This is a genomic window from Bacillus sp. FJAT-42315, assembly GCF_002797375.1.
Lineage (GTDB): Bacteria > Bacillota > Bacilli > Bacillales > Domibacillaceae > Bacillus_CE.
In genome coordinates this window covers 3,052,022-3,068,258 of record NZ_KZ454941.1, presented here as the reverse complement: position 1 = coordinate 3,068,258, position 16,237 = coordinate 3,052,022, and the positions used below count along the sequence as shown (strand labels likewise).

The 16,237-nt window shown below is 39.8% G+C and carries 10 protein-coding genes and 1 pseudogene; 2 read left to right on the top strand and 9 right to left on the bottom strand.

All coding sequences use genetic code 11. From position 1 onward, the window contains the following. Positions 1-8: 8 nt before the first annotated feature. The 4 genes from CEF22_RS15070 to CEF22_RS15055 form a co-directional block, all read right to left on the bottom strand. The gene (locus CEF22_RS15070; protein WP_157843249.1) at positions 9-1,478 is read right to left on the bottom strand and encodes a sodium:solute symporter family transporter; all 1,470 of its coding nucleotides are present in this window, start codon (positions 1,476-1,478) and stop codon (positions 9-11) included. A gap of 17 nt (positions 1,479-1,495) precedes the next feature. Beyond that, positions 1,496-1,933, bottom strand: a complete 438-nt coding sequence (locus CEF22_RS15065; protein ID WP_095478856.1) for a hypothetical protein — start codon at positions 1,931-1,933, stop codon at positions 1,496-1,498. 121 nt (positions 1,934-2,054) lie between these two features. Further along, positions 2,055-3,818, bottom strand: coding sequence for a GAF domain-containing protein (locus tag CEF22_RS15060; protein WP_198508075.1), 1,764 nt, complete (start codon positions 3,816-3,818; stop codon positions 2,055-2,057). Positions 3,819-3,917: 99 nt separating this feature from the next. Next, a complete protein-coding gene (locus CEF22_RS15055; protein ID WP_100403501.1) occupies positions 3,918-6,410 on the bottom strand; it encodes a bifunctional diguanylate cyclase/phosphodiesterase in 2,493 nt (830 codons plus the stop codon). Between the two features lie 215 nt (positions 6,411-6,625). Between CEF22_RS15055 and CEF22_RS15050 the strand changes: the two genes are divergently transcribed. After that, positions 6,626-7,768 carry a DEAD/DEAH box helicase gene (locus CEF22_RS15050; RefSeq protein WP_100403500.1) on the top strand — a complete coding sequence of 381 codons (1,143 nt, stop codon included), beginning with the start codon at positions 6,626-6,628 and terminating at the stop codon, positions 7,766-7,768. 59 nt (positions 7,769-7,827) lie between these two features. Here the strand turns inward: CEF22_RS15050 and CEF22_RS15045 are convergent, their stop codons facing one another. From CEF22_RS15045 to CEF22_RS15030, 4 genes and pseudogenes are all read right to left on the bottom strand, one after another. Continuing rightward, on the bottom strand, positions 7,828-8,493 hold the full coding sequence (locus CEF22_RS15045) for a Dph6-related ATP pyrophosphatase (protein WP_100403499.1): 666 nt from the start codon (positions 8,491-8,493) through the stop codon (positions 7,828-7,830). A 15-nt stretch (positions 8,494-8,508) separates the two neighbouring features. Further along, the gene (locus CEF22_RS15040) at positions 8,509-10,065 is read right to left on the bottom strand and encodes an ABC-F family ATP-binding cassette domain-containing protein (protein ID WP_100403498.1); all 1,557 of its coding nucleotides are present in this window, start codon (positions 10,063-10,065) and stop codon (positions 8,509-8,511) included. A 118-nt stretch (positions 10,066-10,183) separates the two neighbouring features. Continuing rightward, a complete protein-coding gene (locus tag CEF22_RS15035) occupies positions 10,184-10,630 on the bottom strand; it encodes a C40 family peptidase (RefSeq protein WP_095478902.1) in 447 nt (148 codons plus the stop codon). 274 nt (positions 10,631-10,904) lie between these two features. Next, positions 10,905-11,252, bottom strand: a pseudogene (locus tag CEF22_RS15030) (C40 family peptidase); the annotation flags it as partial. 407 nt (positions 11,253-11,659) lie between these two features. Here CEF22_RS15030 and CEF22_RS15025 point away from each other — a divergent pair. Then, on the top strand, positions 11,660-13,957 hold the full coding sequence (locus tag CEF22_RS15025) for a glycoside hydrolase family 31 protein (protein WP_100403497.1): 2,298 nt from the start codon (positions 11,660-11,662) through the stop codon (positions 13,955-13,957). 78 nt (positions 13,958-14,035) lie between these two features. Here the strand turns inward: CEF22_RS15025 and CEF22_RS15020 are convergent, their stop codons facing one another. Next, a complete protein-coding gene (locus CEF22_RS15020) occupies positions 14,036-16,231 on the bottom strand; it encodes a GDYXXLXY domain-containing protein (protein ID WP_100403496.1) in 2,196 nt (731 codons plus the stop codon). Positions 16,232-16,237 lie beyond the last annotated feature (6 nt).

Genomic DNA, 16,237 nt, shown 5'->3' with positions numbered 1-16,237 from the left:
TTGTATTTCTAGATTCCTTTAATGACTTGTTGCATATGAGGCTCTAAAGCTGGTTGCTTTGATTGAGTCAAGAAGGAAACTACGATAAAAGTAATCATCGAAAGAGCAAAGGCAAAGGCGCCGTTTACGACAGTCGGTGGAATAATAGTAAATCCATATTTAGACCCGATCTCTAATATAAAGTTGCTGGCAATACCGATGACGATACTCGTGACAGCCGCTTGCTTTGTCGCTTTTTCCCAAATCAACCCTAGCACAACGGAAGGGAAGATCGCCGCTGCAAATGTACCGAAACCGAATACACCGAGTAGTCCAACTAATGTATTCATATAAAAAGCAAAGAGGGCAGAGGCGACTAATAGTGCCACAACGGCGATGCGGCTCCAGAAAAGTTCTCTTTTTACTTCGATATTAAAAGCTTTCGGAATGTCGCGGATAATCGCGCCTGCACCAAGGTTAACGAAGCTATCCCCCGTTGACATGATCGCCGCAAGCAAGCCGGAAATGACAAGTCCAGCGATAACTGGGTGTGTATAATTTAAAATAAACGTCATTAATGTATCATCCGGTGAAGCGATTGCCGGGAATTTCCCTTGTGAATAGAGCGCTGCTGAAGCTAATCCAATACCAAGAACTAAGAAGATCGTAATTAAATAAGCAGCACCGGACGTGAAAGCACCCCATTTTAATTGCTTTACATCTTTCAGCATTAAAAATTTCGTGACGAGTTGTGGTTGTCCAGCCATACCTAGACTCATCATGAAAAACCAGCAAATAATCGTCATAAGCGGGAACTGTCCAGTTGGTGAAGCCATGATTGGATCAGCTTCTTGCAATGTTTTCGTAATGTTGAGTAAGCCACCGCCTGCATCAAGTGCGTAGAAAAATACAATAATGGACACAAAGATCATCATGACACCTTGAACAACATCTGTATAAACGCCTGCAATCATTCCGCCACCTACCGCATAGACAGCGAGAATAATTAAGCCGATGATGGCTCCTTCTTTGACAGATAGACCAAAGGTGAGATTCATAATGACGCCAAGTGCTTGTACTTGAGTGCCTAAATAACCGAGTACTCCGAGAATAACGGCGATGCCCATCCAGCCTTGAGCGGCACGGCTTTTGTAGCGACTGCCAACGATGTCACCCATCGTATAAATTTCTTCTTTTGCCCCAAGCTCCCAAATTCGTCTACCGACTAGAAACCAAGTAAGTCCGAAACCAATGGAAGCAGCAATTAATGGCCCAGCAATAAATCCTAAGCCGTTTTTGAAGGTTAATGCCGTACCTCCGACCATTCCTACACCGCTTTGGACGGAGGAAAAGGCAGCGATTGCCATGACAAACATGCCTAAGCTTTTTCCTGCGACATAAAAATCACTGCTCGATTTTGTTTTTTTCGTCGCCCAAACACCGATGATGATACAAATAACTAAATATGCAATTAAAATGGAAATAATAGTTGAATTCATAATGATTGCCCCTTGAATTAAGATGTTTTGACTGTTTGTTTTTGGTGATATTCTTGTTTTTGTTCTACTGTCTTCACCGTTTCTTGGTGGCGATGGCTCCATGCATATAACAGCGGCACAACTAAAATCATAGAGGCAATGCCATATAAGAAGACGGCAGTCGTCGGAACAACTCCTAGAATGTAGGTAGTACTATTTCCACCAGCTAATGGAGTTCCGAGACCTAATCGATCTGCTAGAAGGAATAAACTATAGAACAGAACGGAACAAGCGACAGGAATAAAGAGAAAAATCTTATTTTTCTGAATATAATAGCCGAGACTAATAGTTAGAAGTAAACCTAAAGCAAAAATATAAGAGTAAATGATCATTCTCCAAGAATGAAGCACCATGCCTGTCCCAATGATTAATAGGCAAGCAAGGAGTAGGGCCATTCCTTTACTTTGTTTATCCATATTAATTTCTCCTTTCGTTTCACTATTTCATGTATTTTAGAAGTATAGAATATTCAGAAAAGAATAGATATATACAAAAAGGATAAAGTAACTGGTTACTCTTTGTCCTTTTTGTATAATATTAAATACTATTCATATAATCGTGCATATAGATGGCTAACTGAAGTTCGAACATTTCTTTGCCATCAATAGTCGACTTACCTAATATTTTCTTGATCGTTTGTAGTCGGTATTTAATCGTATTGAGGTGAACATAGCTCAATTTTGCCGTCTTCGTTACACTTTGGTTGCATTCTAAAAATATTTTTAACGTATCAACAAGCTCTGTTCCGTGTTCTTCATCATGTTGAAGGAGGGCACCAAGTGTTTTCTCTATATAATAACGAAGGTTTTGACGGTCGTGCTCAAGGAATAGTCGATATAGCCCCAATTCTTTAAAGTTCATAATGGATTGTTTCTCTCGGGAAGTTTGTAAAAATTTCACACAGCTTTTGGCATCTGTCGCAGATTGGACGATCGATTCTAGTGAAGTAAAGGGACTACCAATACCTGCATAAAAATCGAGCAAACCTCGCTTAGTGGATTCGTGTAAAAGCTCTTGTAGGAAACCTTCAATGTCTTTTTGAAATTCCTCTGCTGAGCAGTTAGTATTAGCGATAAAAAGTAAGTGAATCTCTACATTTTTTTCAAGTACGAGTAATTTATGAGAGAATGATTGAATCTGCCTGTAAAGCAATCGACTGAACGGCTTTTTTCTTGAGGAAAGCCTTGAAAAACTGGTCATTGGATCGATTAATTGAATGAAAGCCGAAACAAACGTACGTCGAGTAGTTAAGCCAATTTTTTGCAACTGTTTGATAGAAATATCTGCCGCTCTTTGCTGAATCAATTTTTCTAGTAAATAGCCTTCAAATTTAAATAGCTCTGACATATCGCGCTCTTGATTCATCATTTCCAAGGCGAAAATCATATGTGCTTGCTCTACAGCAAACAAATCGAGCGGGTCTAATTCATCGCTGCTATCAGAAAAAACGGTCAGTAGACCAATCAGAGAATCATTTGCTCGAATCGGAAAAAAGTAGACTTCATGCATATTTCCCTCTAATTCTATTGGGAGTTGTCTTACTTTATCTTCCTTCACGAAAAAAGATTCATCTTTTTGTAGAGCTTCTGCTAAAGTTTTTGCTTCTAGTGAACTAAATGAAAGTAAGTCAAAAAATTCATCAAAGACGCATACATTCTTGTCAACAAGCTTAGATAATGTGACAGTAATTTCAGGCAAGCCCTTTCCGGAAAGAGAAACGAGCGATAATTTTTTAATAATATTTTGCGATCGTTCAGTTTGAGAAAACATTCGCGCATTTTCAATCGCAATGACAGCTTGGCGTGCGAAGGTTTCTAGCAATCTTAAATCTCGCTGTTCAAAGCGAACCTTTTCATTAAAGCTAACGATTGTTAAAATACCAAGACAATCACCGGTTTTCGTTAATAAGGGGGCACAGATAGCACTTGCCGGATATTTCAACTGTCCTAACGATTTTTCATAGTAACTGACATGCTCAGGATAAAGGTTGAGCATATTTTTTTCTGTATCTTTTTTAGAATCAAAGATGCGAGCTTGCTGGGAGGTGAAAGTTTTACCAGTCATCGCTTCATCGGGTGACAGTTGAATTTTTCCAAGATAGGTCATATCATAACCGATGGCATTTTCAGCAATTAGTTTCTGTACTTTCGGTTCATATTTAAAAAACACACCGGCATCAGCGCCTTCAATTACTTGGAGCACTTCTTTAATCAGTTGATCCAATACTTTATCTAAATCAAGCGTAGAAGTTAGCACTTGGGCAGCGTTAATCAAACTTAGTAATTGCTTTTCAGAATTCATCTCGATCAGTTCCTTCATTAGTAATCTTTTTTGATTATATAAGAAATCTCACAAAAAAACCCACCTCTCATAGATTTCATTTTGGGAGAGGTGGGTTTTTTATTTGCTCAGTTCCCTATTCCGTACCAATTGACTAAATTCTTCAGCAGGAAGAGGTTTGCTTATGTAATAGCCTTGCACTTGATGGCAGTGGTGATGTTTTAAAAATGTCATTTGTTCTTCTGTTTCTACTCCCTCAGCGATCAATTCAAGCCCTAAGTTTTGTCCCATCGAAAGAATCGTTTCGACAATAGCTTCACCGTGCTTCTCAACGAATAAATGCTGAACGAAGGATTGGTCAATTTTCAGTCGATCGACGGGGAATTGGTGTAAATAGCTTAAGGAGCTATAACCGGTCCCAAAGTCGTCAACAGCGATTTGGACGCCAAGTTTCTTTAATTTATTTAATTTCTTTAACGCAAGTTCGAGATTTAACGTCATGCTTTCGGTAATTTCTAATTCTAACTGGTCTGGCTGTAAACGACAGGACGTTAGTGCGTTAGAAACGACTTGAGTTAAATCATTTTGGAAAAACTGTCTTAATGATAGATTGACGGAGATCCGCATCGTTGGAAGACCATCATCTAGCCATTGTCTTAGTTGTCTGCAAGCTTCCTCGATAACCCATGTGCCGATCGGCAGGATCAAGCCCGTACTTTCCGCTAAAGGAATAAAAGTCGCGGGAGAAATCATCCCCTTTTCTGGATGATGCCAGCGGATTAATGCCTCAGCTCCGACTAATTGTCCTGTTTCGAGATCAATTTGCGGCTGATAATGTAACGATAGTTGTTTGCGCTCAATCGCTTGACTTAAATCATGCTCAAGCACTATTTGTTCGTATGCTTTTTGCTCCATATCCGATCTATAAATCATAATGGAACGATTCATTTTTCTTGCTTCCGTAATTGCCATCATCGCTTGATTTAACAGTTCGTCTATATCTGCTGCTGCGGTTGAAAATGTTGCTCCTACTGTTACTTGGACTCGCATTCTCAACCCTTTAACAATGAAAGGGGGATGAAATAAATCGACAATTTGCTTTGCGCACATGTCGACCTTTCCACAGTCATTTGAATCACATGTATCACATAGGATAGCAAACTCATCTCCTGTCAGTCGAACGGCCGTCATCCCTTGGTCAGAAGCAAATGCTTGTAATCGATTGGCAGCTTCGATTAAAAATAAATCACCGATTTGTCGTCCTAACGATTCGTTAATATGTTTAAATCTGTTTAAATTAATAACGAGTAGGGAAAAGCCACATCCAGATTCTAGTCTTTCAGAAAGCTGTTTTTTTAAATAAAAGCGATTAGGAAGACCAGTCAATTCATCATAATAAGCTAAAAAATTGACCTTGTTTTGTGCTTCTATTTGTTCGGTCATATCCGTAATCGAGTTAATAATTTGTACTATTTTCTGGTTCTTATCAAAAATAGGAGCGGAGTTAACTGATAAAATTCGATGTTCGCCATTTAGCTGCTCCAATTTATACATAACATCGTAGACAGCTTCACCAGTAGCCTTCACTAGATTAATCGCTTGCTTTTCTTCGGGATAGGGCTTTCCAGCCAATGTCTTAAATCGACTAGGGTGAATTTGACCATCGCTAAAAATACCAAATACTTTTTTTGCGGCATGATTAATAAACAGATGCTTTCCTTCTGTATTTGTAATCGTAATCCCAGTCGGTACCATGTTCACGATTGTATTCAGACGGTGTTCACTTTCCTCTAATGCTTTTTGGATTTGTTTCTGCTCTAAGTAGGGCTTCTCAATGGTTGCAACATAGATGCCTTTTAGAAAAAAGTAATAACTGCTCACTTTAAAGACATGACCGAGTAAATTCATCCAATCATACACATGATTATATAAAGTGAAGATCAGTTCGCTATATAAACTTAGACTTAAAGCGATAATAAGAGGCAAATATTCTTTTTTCTTGCTGTCGCGATATTTTTCAAATATAAGTATAATTGTGAACAGAAATAGGAAGCAAACAAAGTATTCTATTCCCTTTTTTAATGGGGTTAAACCTACTCCGTGTATGACTAGCAGCGGTAACTTGTCTGAAAACGTAAAAATGATGAAGCTAATGACTAAGGAATATAAGCTAAATAGAGCAAATGTATGATTCCGAAATCTTTTATTAGTAATCTGATCTTCTCGCGAATAAATAGCTAAAAGTGAAATCGCTAATGTCAGTCGAGCGACTATCCAAAACCAGGTCGCATTTTGACTGGAACTTTCTGTTAGAAAAAATGGCATTCCTTTATAAGTAAGGACATGGAACAAGTCAAATATTCCTATACTTAAAAAAGCGGCAGAAATAAACAAACGATGTTTCGACAAAGTATGTGGGAATATTAGCCAACCTTGTAAAGCAACCGCAAAGGCGACAGCTATACTTAAAAGTTCAAGTGCCGTATGAAAAGAAAGAAAATTAGTGACGATGAAAAGATCTTTATAAATCATATTTAATTGATATAGCATAACAATTGATAACAAACCGCCCGTTAATATGACAATTGAACGTATTTCATGCTTTCGACCCATTACGTTAGCTCCTGTATATTATTTTATATCGAATAATGAGGAATTTTCTATTTTTAAAATAGTATAAAAGTCAGTAATTTGTCAAACGGTGTTGTACCATTTTGGGGGATATTTTCAACTTTTCATCAGGGGATTGCGAAAACGTCAAAAGTTTTTCATAATGAAAGTATAGACTGCATCAGTAAAGGCTGATGTTTTAATTAAAGGAGCTATTTATGACAACTACATTTTCCACTTTAAATACAATGAAACCATTTTTACAGGAGGCTTGGGAGAAGGCCGGATTTTCAGAGCCGACACCGATTCAGGAAAAGGCGGTTCCTCTCATGTTAGATGGTCGTGATGTATTGGCCGAATCGCCGACAGGAACGGGGAAGACGCTAGCTTATTTATTGCCGTTACTTGAAAAAATTGATCCAGACAAAAAGGCAGTACAAGCCGTTATCTTAGCCTCGTCTCGAGAATTAATTATGCAAATTTCCGATGAGATTCGTGCGTGGGGAGGAGGCGTTTCGAGCGCTGCTTTGATCGGGGGAGCGAATGTTAAACGTCAAGTTGAAAAACTGAAAAAACAACCGCAAGTAGTAGCTGGAACACCAGGGCGAATTCAAGAATTAATTCAAATGAAGAAGTTGAAAATGCATGAGGTGAAATTGCTTGTGCTCGATGAAGGTGATCAGCTATTAGTGCCAGAGCATATTAAAAATTTAGAGGCAATTATTAAATCGACGATGAGGGATCGCCAGCTAGTTCTTTTCTCGGCTACAATGCCAGCTCAAACAGAGGCGACAGCGAAACAGTGGATGAAGGATGCAGAAGTGATCAAGGTAACGAAAACGGACATGCCTGCTTCAAAAGTCGAGCATCTCTACTTCGTTTGCGATCGTCGTGATCGACAAGTGATGGTCGAACGGATGATGCGTGGCTTTGAACCAGAGCGCATTTTGGCGTTTATCAATGATATCGGTGAAGTAAACGCCTTTGCTTCTAAATTAGACTATAACGGATTTGCCAATGGAATTTTGCATAGTGACTTAAATAAGCAGGAAAGAGAGAAGGCTTTGAAGCAATTTCGCGCTGGCAAGCTTCCATTATTGTTCGCAACAGACGTGGCTGCAAGAGGACTAGACATTAAAGGCCTCACGCACGTCCTCCACTTTGATATGCCAAAGAATGCTACACAATACACGCATCGCGCAGGTCGTACCGGTCGCTCAGGTGCAGAAGGAACCGTTATCTCACTTGTCACAGAAAGAGAAGAACGCGAACTGAAGAAAATAGCAAGAGAACTCGGTATCCAATTGCAGAAGAAACAATTTTACAAAGGTAAGCCAGTCGATGCTGGTGAGAGAATATAAGAACATGTAATAAAAAATCGCCCTCCTGTTTTAACAGGGTGGGCGATTTTTTATCGATTTTAGACTTTCGCACAAATATCTAATCGTTTGCTACGTTCGCTCGTCACGATTTTTCCATGCGTTAAGTGGATAGGGTGGTGAAATAGTGGGCCGTCATAAACGAACGTGTGAAATTCACCATGCTCACCCATCGGACAAAGGTCTTGTGATTGGATGTCGACATAAAAGTCCTCATCTAGTTGTCGACCGAGCCAAGCGTCATCTAAGACATCGAGACGAAGGCGAATGATCATCGCTTTATAACCTGATTGGATAAAGTTTTGTAACAACTGTAAGCTGTCTTCTTCTTTGCTCCACAACGGATAAAGAGCAGGTAATCCAACCGCAGCGGCAACATTCTCACCCCATTCGCGATGTCCGTCTAAATAAATATCACCAAAGGCAATACCTTCTAGCTGAAATCTTTCTTTCAACTGAACAAGATCTTCAATAAATGTCTCGGTATAGCGATCGAGCGAACAGCGGACGAAGTGAAGGGGAAGGGAGAGAGCGTTGCTTTGCCGCTCAATCCATTCCGTCTTCTCATCATGACCAAAGGTGCGGCCGATTTCTTTCGGCACTGTCGTAATTAAGCAAGCTACCTCATAGCCTTGTTTCACTAATAAATCAAGCGCCATGCAGCTATCTTTGCCGCCGCTCCATGACAAAGCTACTCGTTTTCCCATACGATCACTTCCTTATTAAAATACTTTCGTCGTCCAAGTTTCACAGTTCCATATTTCGGTAGCGACTTCTTGGTAAAATTCAGGCTCATGGGAGATGAGTAAAATGCTTCCTTTATATGCTTTTAAAGCTCGTTTTAGTTCGTCTTTTGCATCGACATCTAAATGATTTGTCGGCTCATCGAGTACTAAAATGTTTGTTTCTTGATTAATTAATTTACAAAGTCGAACCTTTGCTTTTTCTCCACCGCTTAATACACTCACTTTGCTTTCGATATGCTTCGTCGTTAATCCACATTTCGCCAACGCGGCACGCACTTCATATTGAGTAAACGAAGGGAACTCCGACCACACTTCTTCAATACAAGTGTTGTTATTCGTCGACTTCACTTCTTGCTCGAAATAGCCGATTTGCAAATGCTCTCCGCGTTCGACTTGACCAGATACCGGTTTGATCTCACCGAGAATACTACGTAAAAGTGTTGTTTTCCCGATTCCGTTCGCCCCTGTTAGCGCGATTTTTTGACCGCGCTCCATGCGTAAATTCAATGGCTTTGAGAGCGGCTCGTTGTACCCGATCACTAAATCCTTCGTTTCAAAAATTAACTTGCCAGATGTGCGTCCTTCTTTAAAGTGGAATTCTGGTTTCGGACGTTCAGAGGCAAGTTCGATCACGTCCATTTTATCAAGCTTTTTCTGACGAGACATTGCCATATTTCTCGTAGACACTCGCGCTTTATTACGGGCAACAAAGTCCTTTAAGTCAGCAATTTCTTGCTGCTGCTTTTTATAAGCTGCTTCTAGCTGTTGTTTTTTCATTTCGTACACTTTTAAAAATTCATCGTATGTGCCAGCGTAACGGTTCAGCTCTTGATTTTCCATATGATAAATCAAGTTAATGACGCTATTTAAAAATGGGATGTCATGTGAAATTAAAATAAAGGCATTTTCATATTCTTGTAAGTAGCGTTTTAACCATTCAATATGTTGCTCATCCAAATAGTTTGTCGGCTCATCTAGTAATAAAATGTCAGGCTTCTCAAGAAGAAGCTTCGCTAGCAAGACCTTTGTGCGTTGTCCACCACTTAAATCATGAACATCGCGATCTAGTCCAATTTCGTCTAAACCAAGACCACGGGCAATTTCCTCTACTTTAGCATCAATAATATAAAAGTCATTATTCGTCAGCATATCTTGTAGCGTACCTGTTTCTTCTAGCAGTTTTTCTAATTCTTCTGGGGAGACTTCACCCATTTTTCCGAATAGCTCATTCATTTCTGTTTCTAAATCGAATAAATATTGGAAAGCCGTTTTTAAGACGTCACGAATGGTCATTCCTTTTTCTAAAACAGCATGCTGATCTAAATAACCGACGCGTACATTTTTGGACCAAGTGACTTTTCCTTCATCGGGCTGAAGCTGGCCGGTAACGATATTCATAAAAGTCGATTTTCCTTCTCCATTCGCTCCAATCAGTCCAATATGCTCGCCTTTTAGCAAACGAAATGACACATTATTAAAAATGGCTCGGTCACCAAAGCCATGGCTTAAATTATTGACAGTTAAAATACTCATAATAAGACCCTCTCATTCGTAATATTTCTTTTCTCATTTTACTACATAATCAGATATGAAAGCGAAGAGAAAGTAAAAACCCCGACTTCCAATAAGGGAGTCGGGGGAGTCCGTTCTATTACAGGCGTTTAGAGCCGATATATTTTTTCTTCCAGTAAGAGTTGCTCACTTTATCAATTCTTACTCCTTTAGAAGCAGAGTGAATAAATTGATTATTACCTAAGTAAATACCAACATGGGAAGCGCCTTTTTTATATGTACTGAAATACATTAAATCTCCTGGTTGCATTTTTGATTTAGCAACAGAACTTCCTTTCTTGTACATTTGAGCCGCTGTACGAGGAAGAGAGACGCCGTTCTTTTTATGTGTGTATTGGATAAACCCAGAGCAATCGAATCCTTTTGGTGTCGTTCCACCCCATCTATATGGAGTGCCAATGTGTTTTTTCGCTTCCTTAATCACGTTTGCCTTAGAATATGACGCTGCATCTGCTGATTGAGTTGGTAACAGTAAACTTACACTTAATAGTAAAGAACTGAATAGTACTGTCAAAAGCTTTTTCACTTGAATCACCTAAAACCCTTTCCCATGTTTTTTTATGTTTTTTATATGTATTTTGTCTAGCTGTTTATGTCGTTTGTTTTTGTTCTGTAAACAATATACCAGAAAACTGTCGTTTCATAGGTTACAGGTCGATTAAATAATATTAAAGGAATGTTACAGGAGAATAATATTGTTACAATTATTAAATAGAAGAAATAGGAGGGAGTTGTGAATGATCATTTCCAACTAAATAAACAACCCAACTTCTATCGAGAAGTTGGGTTGTTTTAAATTATTAATCATTTAGACGTTTAGAGCCTAAATATTTTTTCGTCCAATAAGAATTGCTTACTTGATCAATACGTACACCTTTAGAAGCGGAATGGATAAATTTGTTCTCACCTAAGTAAATGCCAACGTGGGAAGCGCCTTTTTTATATGTACTAAAGAAGATTAAATCTCCAGGTTCCATGTTTGATTTAGCAACTTTCTCACCTTTTGTATACATTTGAGCTGCTGTACGAGGTAGCTGTACGCCGTTTTTCTTATGAGCGTATTGGATAAACCCAGAGCAATCGAATCCTTTTGGTGTCGTTCCACCCCATTTATATGGTGTTCCGATATGCTTTTTCGCTTCTGTTATTACATTTGCTTTTGAATAAGCTGCATCTGCAGATTGTGTAGGTAAAAGTAAACTTGCGCTTAATAGTAAAGAACTGAATGTTACTGTTAGAAATTTTCTCACTTGATTCACCTTAGTTTCCTTTCCCTTGCCGTTTTGTTTTATATATTCTGTCTGTTTATTTATGTAGTAAATTTTTCTTCTGTAGATAATATATCAGAAAATTGTCGTTTTATAGGTTACAGTTCCTTTAAATAATGTTACAGGAATATTACAAAGTTGTTATATATCAGTTTTTGTCTGTTGGATACGATTTAGTCAATGAAAAAGTTTTGTAATAGTTGTGTTATGGATGAAGGGGAAAGAAGGGAGGGGAGGGAAATATATGCGTGAGAGAAAAAATAGTGTGATATTAAGGAGGGGTAGGAATGGAAGATACAAGCTTCGCGATTCACCCAGATCGAGAAAAGGAAACGGATGAAGAGAAGTTTTATGACATTGGCGATGTAAAGGAGTGGCAGACAAAAGCAGATGGTGTGCACTTTATTTGTCGCAATGGTTATGTTGTTGTGCAATTTTATTGTGAGGAGATGCTTCGGGTTACGATGAATCCAACGAGTGTCCCGACGATGGAGCAAAGTTTTGCGGTCGTCATGAAAAAAGAACAAGTGCCATTTGACGTGAAGGAAACAGCGGATGCTGTGTACATAACAGCTGAAAAACTAACAGCCAAAATCACTCTTGCACCGTTTCGGATTCTTGTGACAGATGCTAGCGGACAAGCGTTCCTTCATGAAGGGGAGCGAGGTATGGCGAGTCGCCGCACAGGTGAAGTCATTTGCTTTAAAGAGATGGAAAAGGCCGATCATTTTTATGGGTTTGGAGAAAAAACGAGCTTTTTAGATAAGCGTGGCGAAAAAATGATGATGTGGAATTCTGATGTGTTCGCTCCTCATAACCCGGAAGTGGACGCGCTCTATCAATCAATTCCCTTTTTTGTGACGATTCGAGATGGACAAGCTCACGGCCTGTTTTTTGATAATACGTTTGAAACGGTGTTTGACTTAAAGCAAGAGACTGATCGTTATTCGTTTTCAGCGGCTGGAGGCGAGCTTGATTATTACGTGATCGCAGGTCCTTCCCCAAAAGAGGTCGTTAAGCAATATGCAAGATTGACAGGGCGGATGGCATTGCCGCCAAAATGGGCGCTCGGTTACCATCAATCGCGTTACAGCTATAAAACAGAAGCGGAAGTTCGTGAGCTCGTGTGCACCTTTCAAGAAAAGGGCATTCCGCTCGATGCGATTTATTTAGACATTCATTATATGGAAGGCTATCGGGTATTTACGTTTAATCGGGACCGCTTTCCGAATCCAGAGCAGCTGATTGATGAATTAAAAGATGCGGGTATTCATGTGGTGCCGATTGTTGATCCAGGGGTTAAGCGTGACCCGGAATATCCCGTTTATTTAGAAGGGGTAAGAGCCGGACATTTTTGCCGTTATGCAGAAGGTGAGATTTATTTTGGAGACGTTTGGCCAGGAGAAAGTGCTTTTCCTGATTTTACGAATCAAGACGCGCGTGAATGGTGGGGAGAGTGGCAAAAATTTTACACTGATCTCGGAGTAGAAGGCATTTGGAATGATATGAATGAGCCAGCCGTATTCAATGAAACGAAAACGATGGATGTGGCGGTATTGCATGATAATGATGGCTATTCGAAGACGCATCGTGAGCTTCATAATGTGTACGGTTTATTGATGGGAGAAGCGACGTATAGCGGACTGAAAAAATTATTAAATGGAAAACGGCCATTTGTGTTAACGCGTGCCGGGTTTGCCGGTGTGCAGCGATATGCAACGGTGTGGACAGGAGATAATCGCAGTTTCTGGGAGCATTTGCAAATGTCGATGCCGATGTGTATGAATCTTGGGATGTCCGGCGTACCGTTTTCGGGAGCGGACGTTGGTGGGTTTGCCCACGATGCTAATGCTGACCTACTTGTTCGTTGGACGCAGCTTGGTGCCTTTATGCCCTATTTCCGCAACCACTCCAATTTAGGCACGGTTCATCAGGAGCCATGGTCGTTTGGAGAAGAAGCAGAAGCCATCATTAAAAAGTATATTGAGCTTCGCTACCGTTGGCTGCCGCATTTTTACACATTGTTTCATGAGGCAAGTGTCACCGGTTTGCCTGTCATGCGACCGCTTGTCATGGAATATCCTGACGATGCCAATACCTTTAATTTAGCGGATCAATTTTTAATAGGGGATAATGCTTTAGTCGCTCCAATTACGACGCCTGATACGTATCATCGAGTCGTGTATTTACCAGAGGGAGAATGGATCAATTATTGGACGGATGAACCAATAAGCGGAGGTAAGCATATTTTAGTCGAGGCGAAGTGGGAAGAGCTACCTTTGTTTGTCAAAGCAGGAACCATTCTTCCGCAAGCTGACACCTTTAAGCCAGTTGATCAATTAAGCATTCATATCTATCCGAGCGAGGAAGTGAGCGAATACACATTGTACGACGACGACGGCGAGACATTTGCTTATCAAGCAGGCGACTATTTTCAGTTACACTTGAAAGCATGGAAACAAGGTGAAACCGTATATATTGAAACAGAAGAATTACACGGAGCGTATCAGCCTAATTGGAAAGAGGTCTCCATTAACGTGCATGGGCCAGTGAGTAAAATAGTGATTAACGGGAAAGAACAATAAAGTCGAAGAAAAGCTTGCGAAGGTCAAAGAAATGTCCAGAAAGTCAGCGTTCGCTGATTTTCTGGACAATCTTTTCACTTATTTCTTCACCAGCGTTTCCAAAATGGCATCTCCATTTTCAGCTACGCGGACGAGGGCATAGTTTTTGTCTTCCCATTTTTGTCCGGTGTTTTCCGGAATGAAGAAGTGTTCAATTCCGAGATCGAGAGTGCCGTATTTTGCTTTGCCTTGAAGGGTTACTTTTTGTTCATTCACAATGGCTGGCTCATTAGCGGCAACAAAGGTTTTCGGTTTGTAGATGGGTACTTGCTTTCCGTTTACACGAACGCTGTCAGTAGATTTTTCTAAAATGACGTGAATGTTGCCTTCTAGGGAATCTTGTTTGTCTAAAAATTTCGTATGCACTTCATAGTTTAGCTGCACGTAATCTCCTTGTAATAGCGAACGAGGATCGAGTGGTTCTAATTTTAAGGCGACCAGTTGTCCGTTTTGGAGGAGCTGTTCTTTTTGCCATGAAGTAAAACCGATAAAAGCTAGCTGTAAGACAAGGATGACAAGGACAGGCTTCCACCTCCATTCTAAAATATTACGCGCTTTCTCTGTATGCTTCCGTCCCCAAACAAAGAAGATTAGGAAGAAGATCGCACTTAAAATAAACAAAGCGAGCGATTTATGGAGAAGATCCCATACATATTCGTAATATTTCCAAACGAGAAAGGCCGATAAAGCAACCCAAGTAGACCAGCGATAGCTTCTCGATTCACTTTTTGGTTGGAACAAATGAATAAAAAGATAGACAATGAACACGAGATGATAAATGATCGCTAACATGACGGATAGATCATCACTAAACGTTAAATATAGGAAGTAAACGAGCGATAATAGATAACTAAGCAGTCCTAAAGGTGTTTGCTTCAATGTGAAAAAGACCGTAACATTCAACAGCCCAAGCACGAGTAAACTAGCCGAAAGTGATTGCCAACTTAAATTGTAGGTAGAGATCGTCATCGTAATCGCAGCCACTAGACCGACATTTAAAGCGACATAATACAGCGAGGCTTCTTTTTTCTGAAATAAAATCGCTGTCATCACAGCAAAAGCGACTGTAATCAGCCATATCGCCCATGTTTCATTCATCATGAAGGCAAAAGGGAACAAGAAAATAATCCCTGTTACTTGCAATGTGAGGCGAACGACGATAAACGATGTCTTTTTTATGAGCAGTCCCGCACCCATGCAAAGGATTCCGAGCAACAAATAGGCATATTTGATCCCATCCATGAAGCCAAACACTAAGAATATGAAGGAACTGAGAGAAGCAAGAGCAACGATCGTTCCTAAAAACGATAAGATCCCAACGAAAAATTGATACGTATAGCGAGACCATTTTTGATCGGTTTTCGTCGCATTCTTCTTAAATTTCTGCAGGAAATAAATGCTGAAGGCGAAGAGGGCAATTAACAATAAAAAGCCGATATAAAATAAAGCTTCGCCAAACATAAATAAGAAGATGAAAAAGACATTGTAGATAACATAACAGCCAAAGAACAATACATGAACAGCCATTTCTACTGGATGATGCTTGCGCTCTCGCTCAAACCGCCGCCAAAATAGAACGATGAAGCCGATATACAAAACATGCAATAGTAAAAATGGCAGGGAAGTCGAGTGAAATGCAGTAAATAGATCATATAAAGAATGCTTATTTAATAAGAACACAGCACAATATTGGACGATTATTAACGTCACAAACGCCAATTTTTCTCGACTGATTTTTTTCAACAAAAAGAATAATGTTAGATGCAAAATGATCAAGCTTGCATAAATGCCGAGTTCCTCCCAATTGCTATACTCGACCCACAGGCCAGTTGGGTAAAGTTTTTGCCAAATGGTCAACTCAAACAAAAGCAAGGAAAGCCAATAAAAAGGTTCATATTTCGTTAACAAAGCTAACAGTAGCGCTGGGATGAGCCAAATCAAAAATAAAACATAGGAATCGGCGTGGGAATTATACATTTGACCGACGAGTGCTACGCTGACGCCAAAAGTAATTGCTGCGGCCAATAGCCACCAGTTGCTTAAATACTGAAAAGTCATGCTTCGTTTGTACAAAGCAGAAGCGACATAGCTGACTATGATCAAGGTGAGACTTAATCCAATTTTCACTGGACGATCAAGCATCGGCCAATTGGAAGCAAAAAAGTAAATCACGCCGGCTAGGAGAAATACTAAGCCAAGGATATAAGGAATATCTCCGCGTTTATTAGTCATCATCAAAAT

Bases quoted from the DNA above. Each gene is read 5' to 3' on its own strand.
- CEF22_RS15055 (WP_100403501.1), bottom strand. From the start codon at position 6,410: ATGGGTCGAAAGCATGAAATACGTTCAATTGTCATATTAACGGGCGGT.
- CEF22_RS15025 (WP_100403497.1), top strand. From the start codon at position 11,660: ATGGAAGATACAAGCTTCGCGATTCACCCAGATCGAGAAAAGGAAACG.
- CEF22_RS15065 (WP_095478856.1), bottom strand. From the start codon at position 1,933: ATGGATAAACAAAGTAAAGGAATGGCCCTACTCCTTGCTTGCCTATTA.
- CEF22_RS15050 (WP_100403500.1), top strand. From the start codon at position 6,626: ATGACAACTACATTTTCCACTTTAAATACAATGAAACCATTTTTACAG.
- CEF22_RS15045 (WP_100403499.1), bottom strand. From the start codon at position 8,493: ATGGGAAAACGAGTAGCTTTGTCATGGAGCGGCGGCAAAGATAGCTGC.
- CEF22_RS15060 (WP_198508075.1), bottom strand. From the start codon at position 3,818: ATGAATTCTGAAAAGCAATTACTAAGTTTGATTAACGCTGCCCAAGTG.
- CEF22_RS15070 (WP_157843249.1), bottom strand. From the start codon at position 1,478: ATGAATTCAACTATTATTTCCATTTTAATTGCATATTTAGTTATTTGT.
- CEF22_RS15040 (WP_100403498.1), bottom strand. From the start codon at position 10,065: ATGAGTATTTTAACTGTCAATAATTTAAGCCATGGCTTTGGTGACCGA.
- CEF22_RS15020 (WP_100403496.1), bottom strand. From the start codon at position 16,231: ATGATGACTAATAAACGCGGAGATATTCCTTATATCCTTGGCTTAGTA.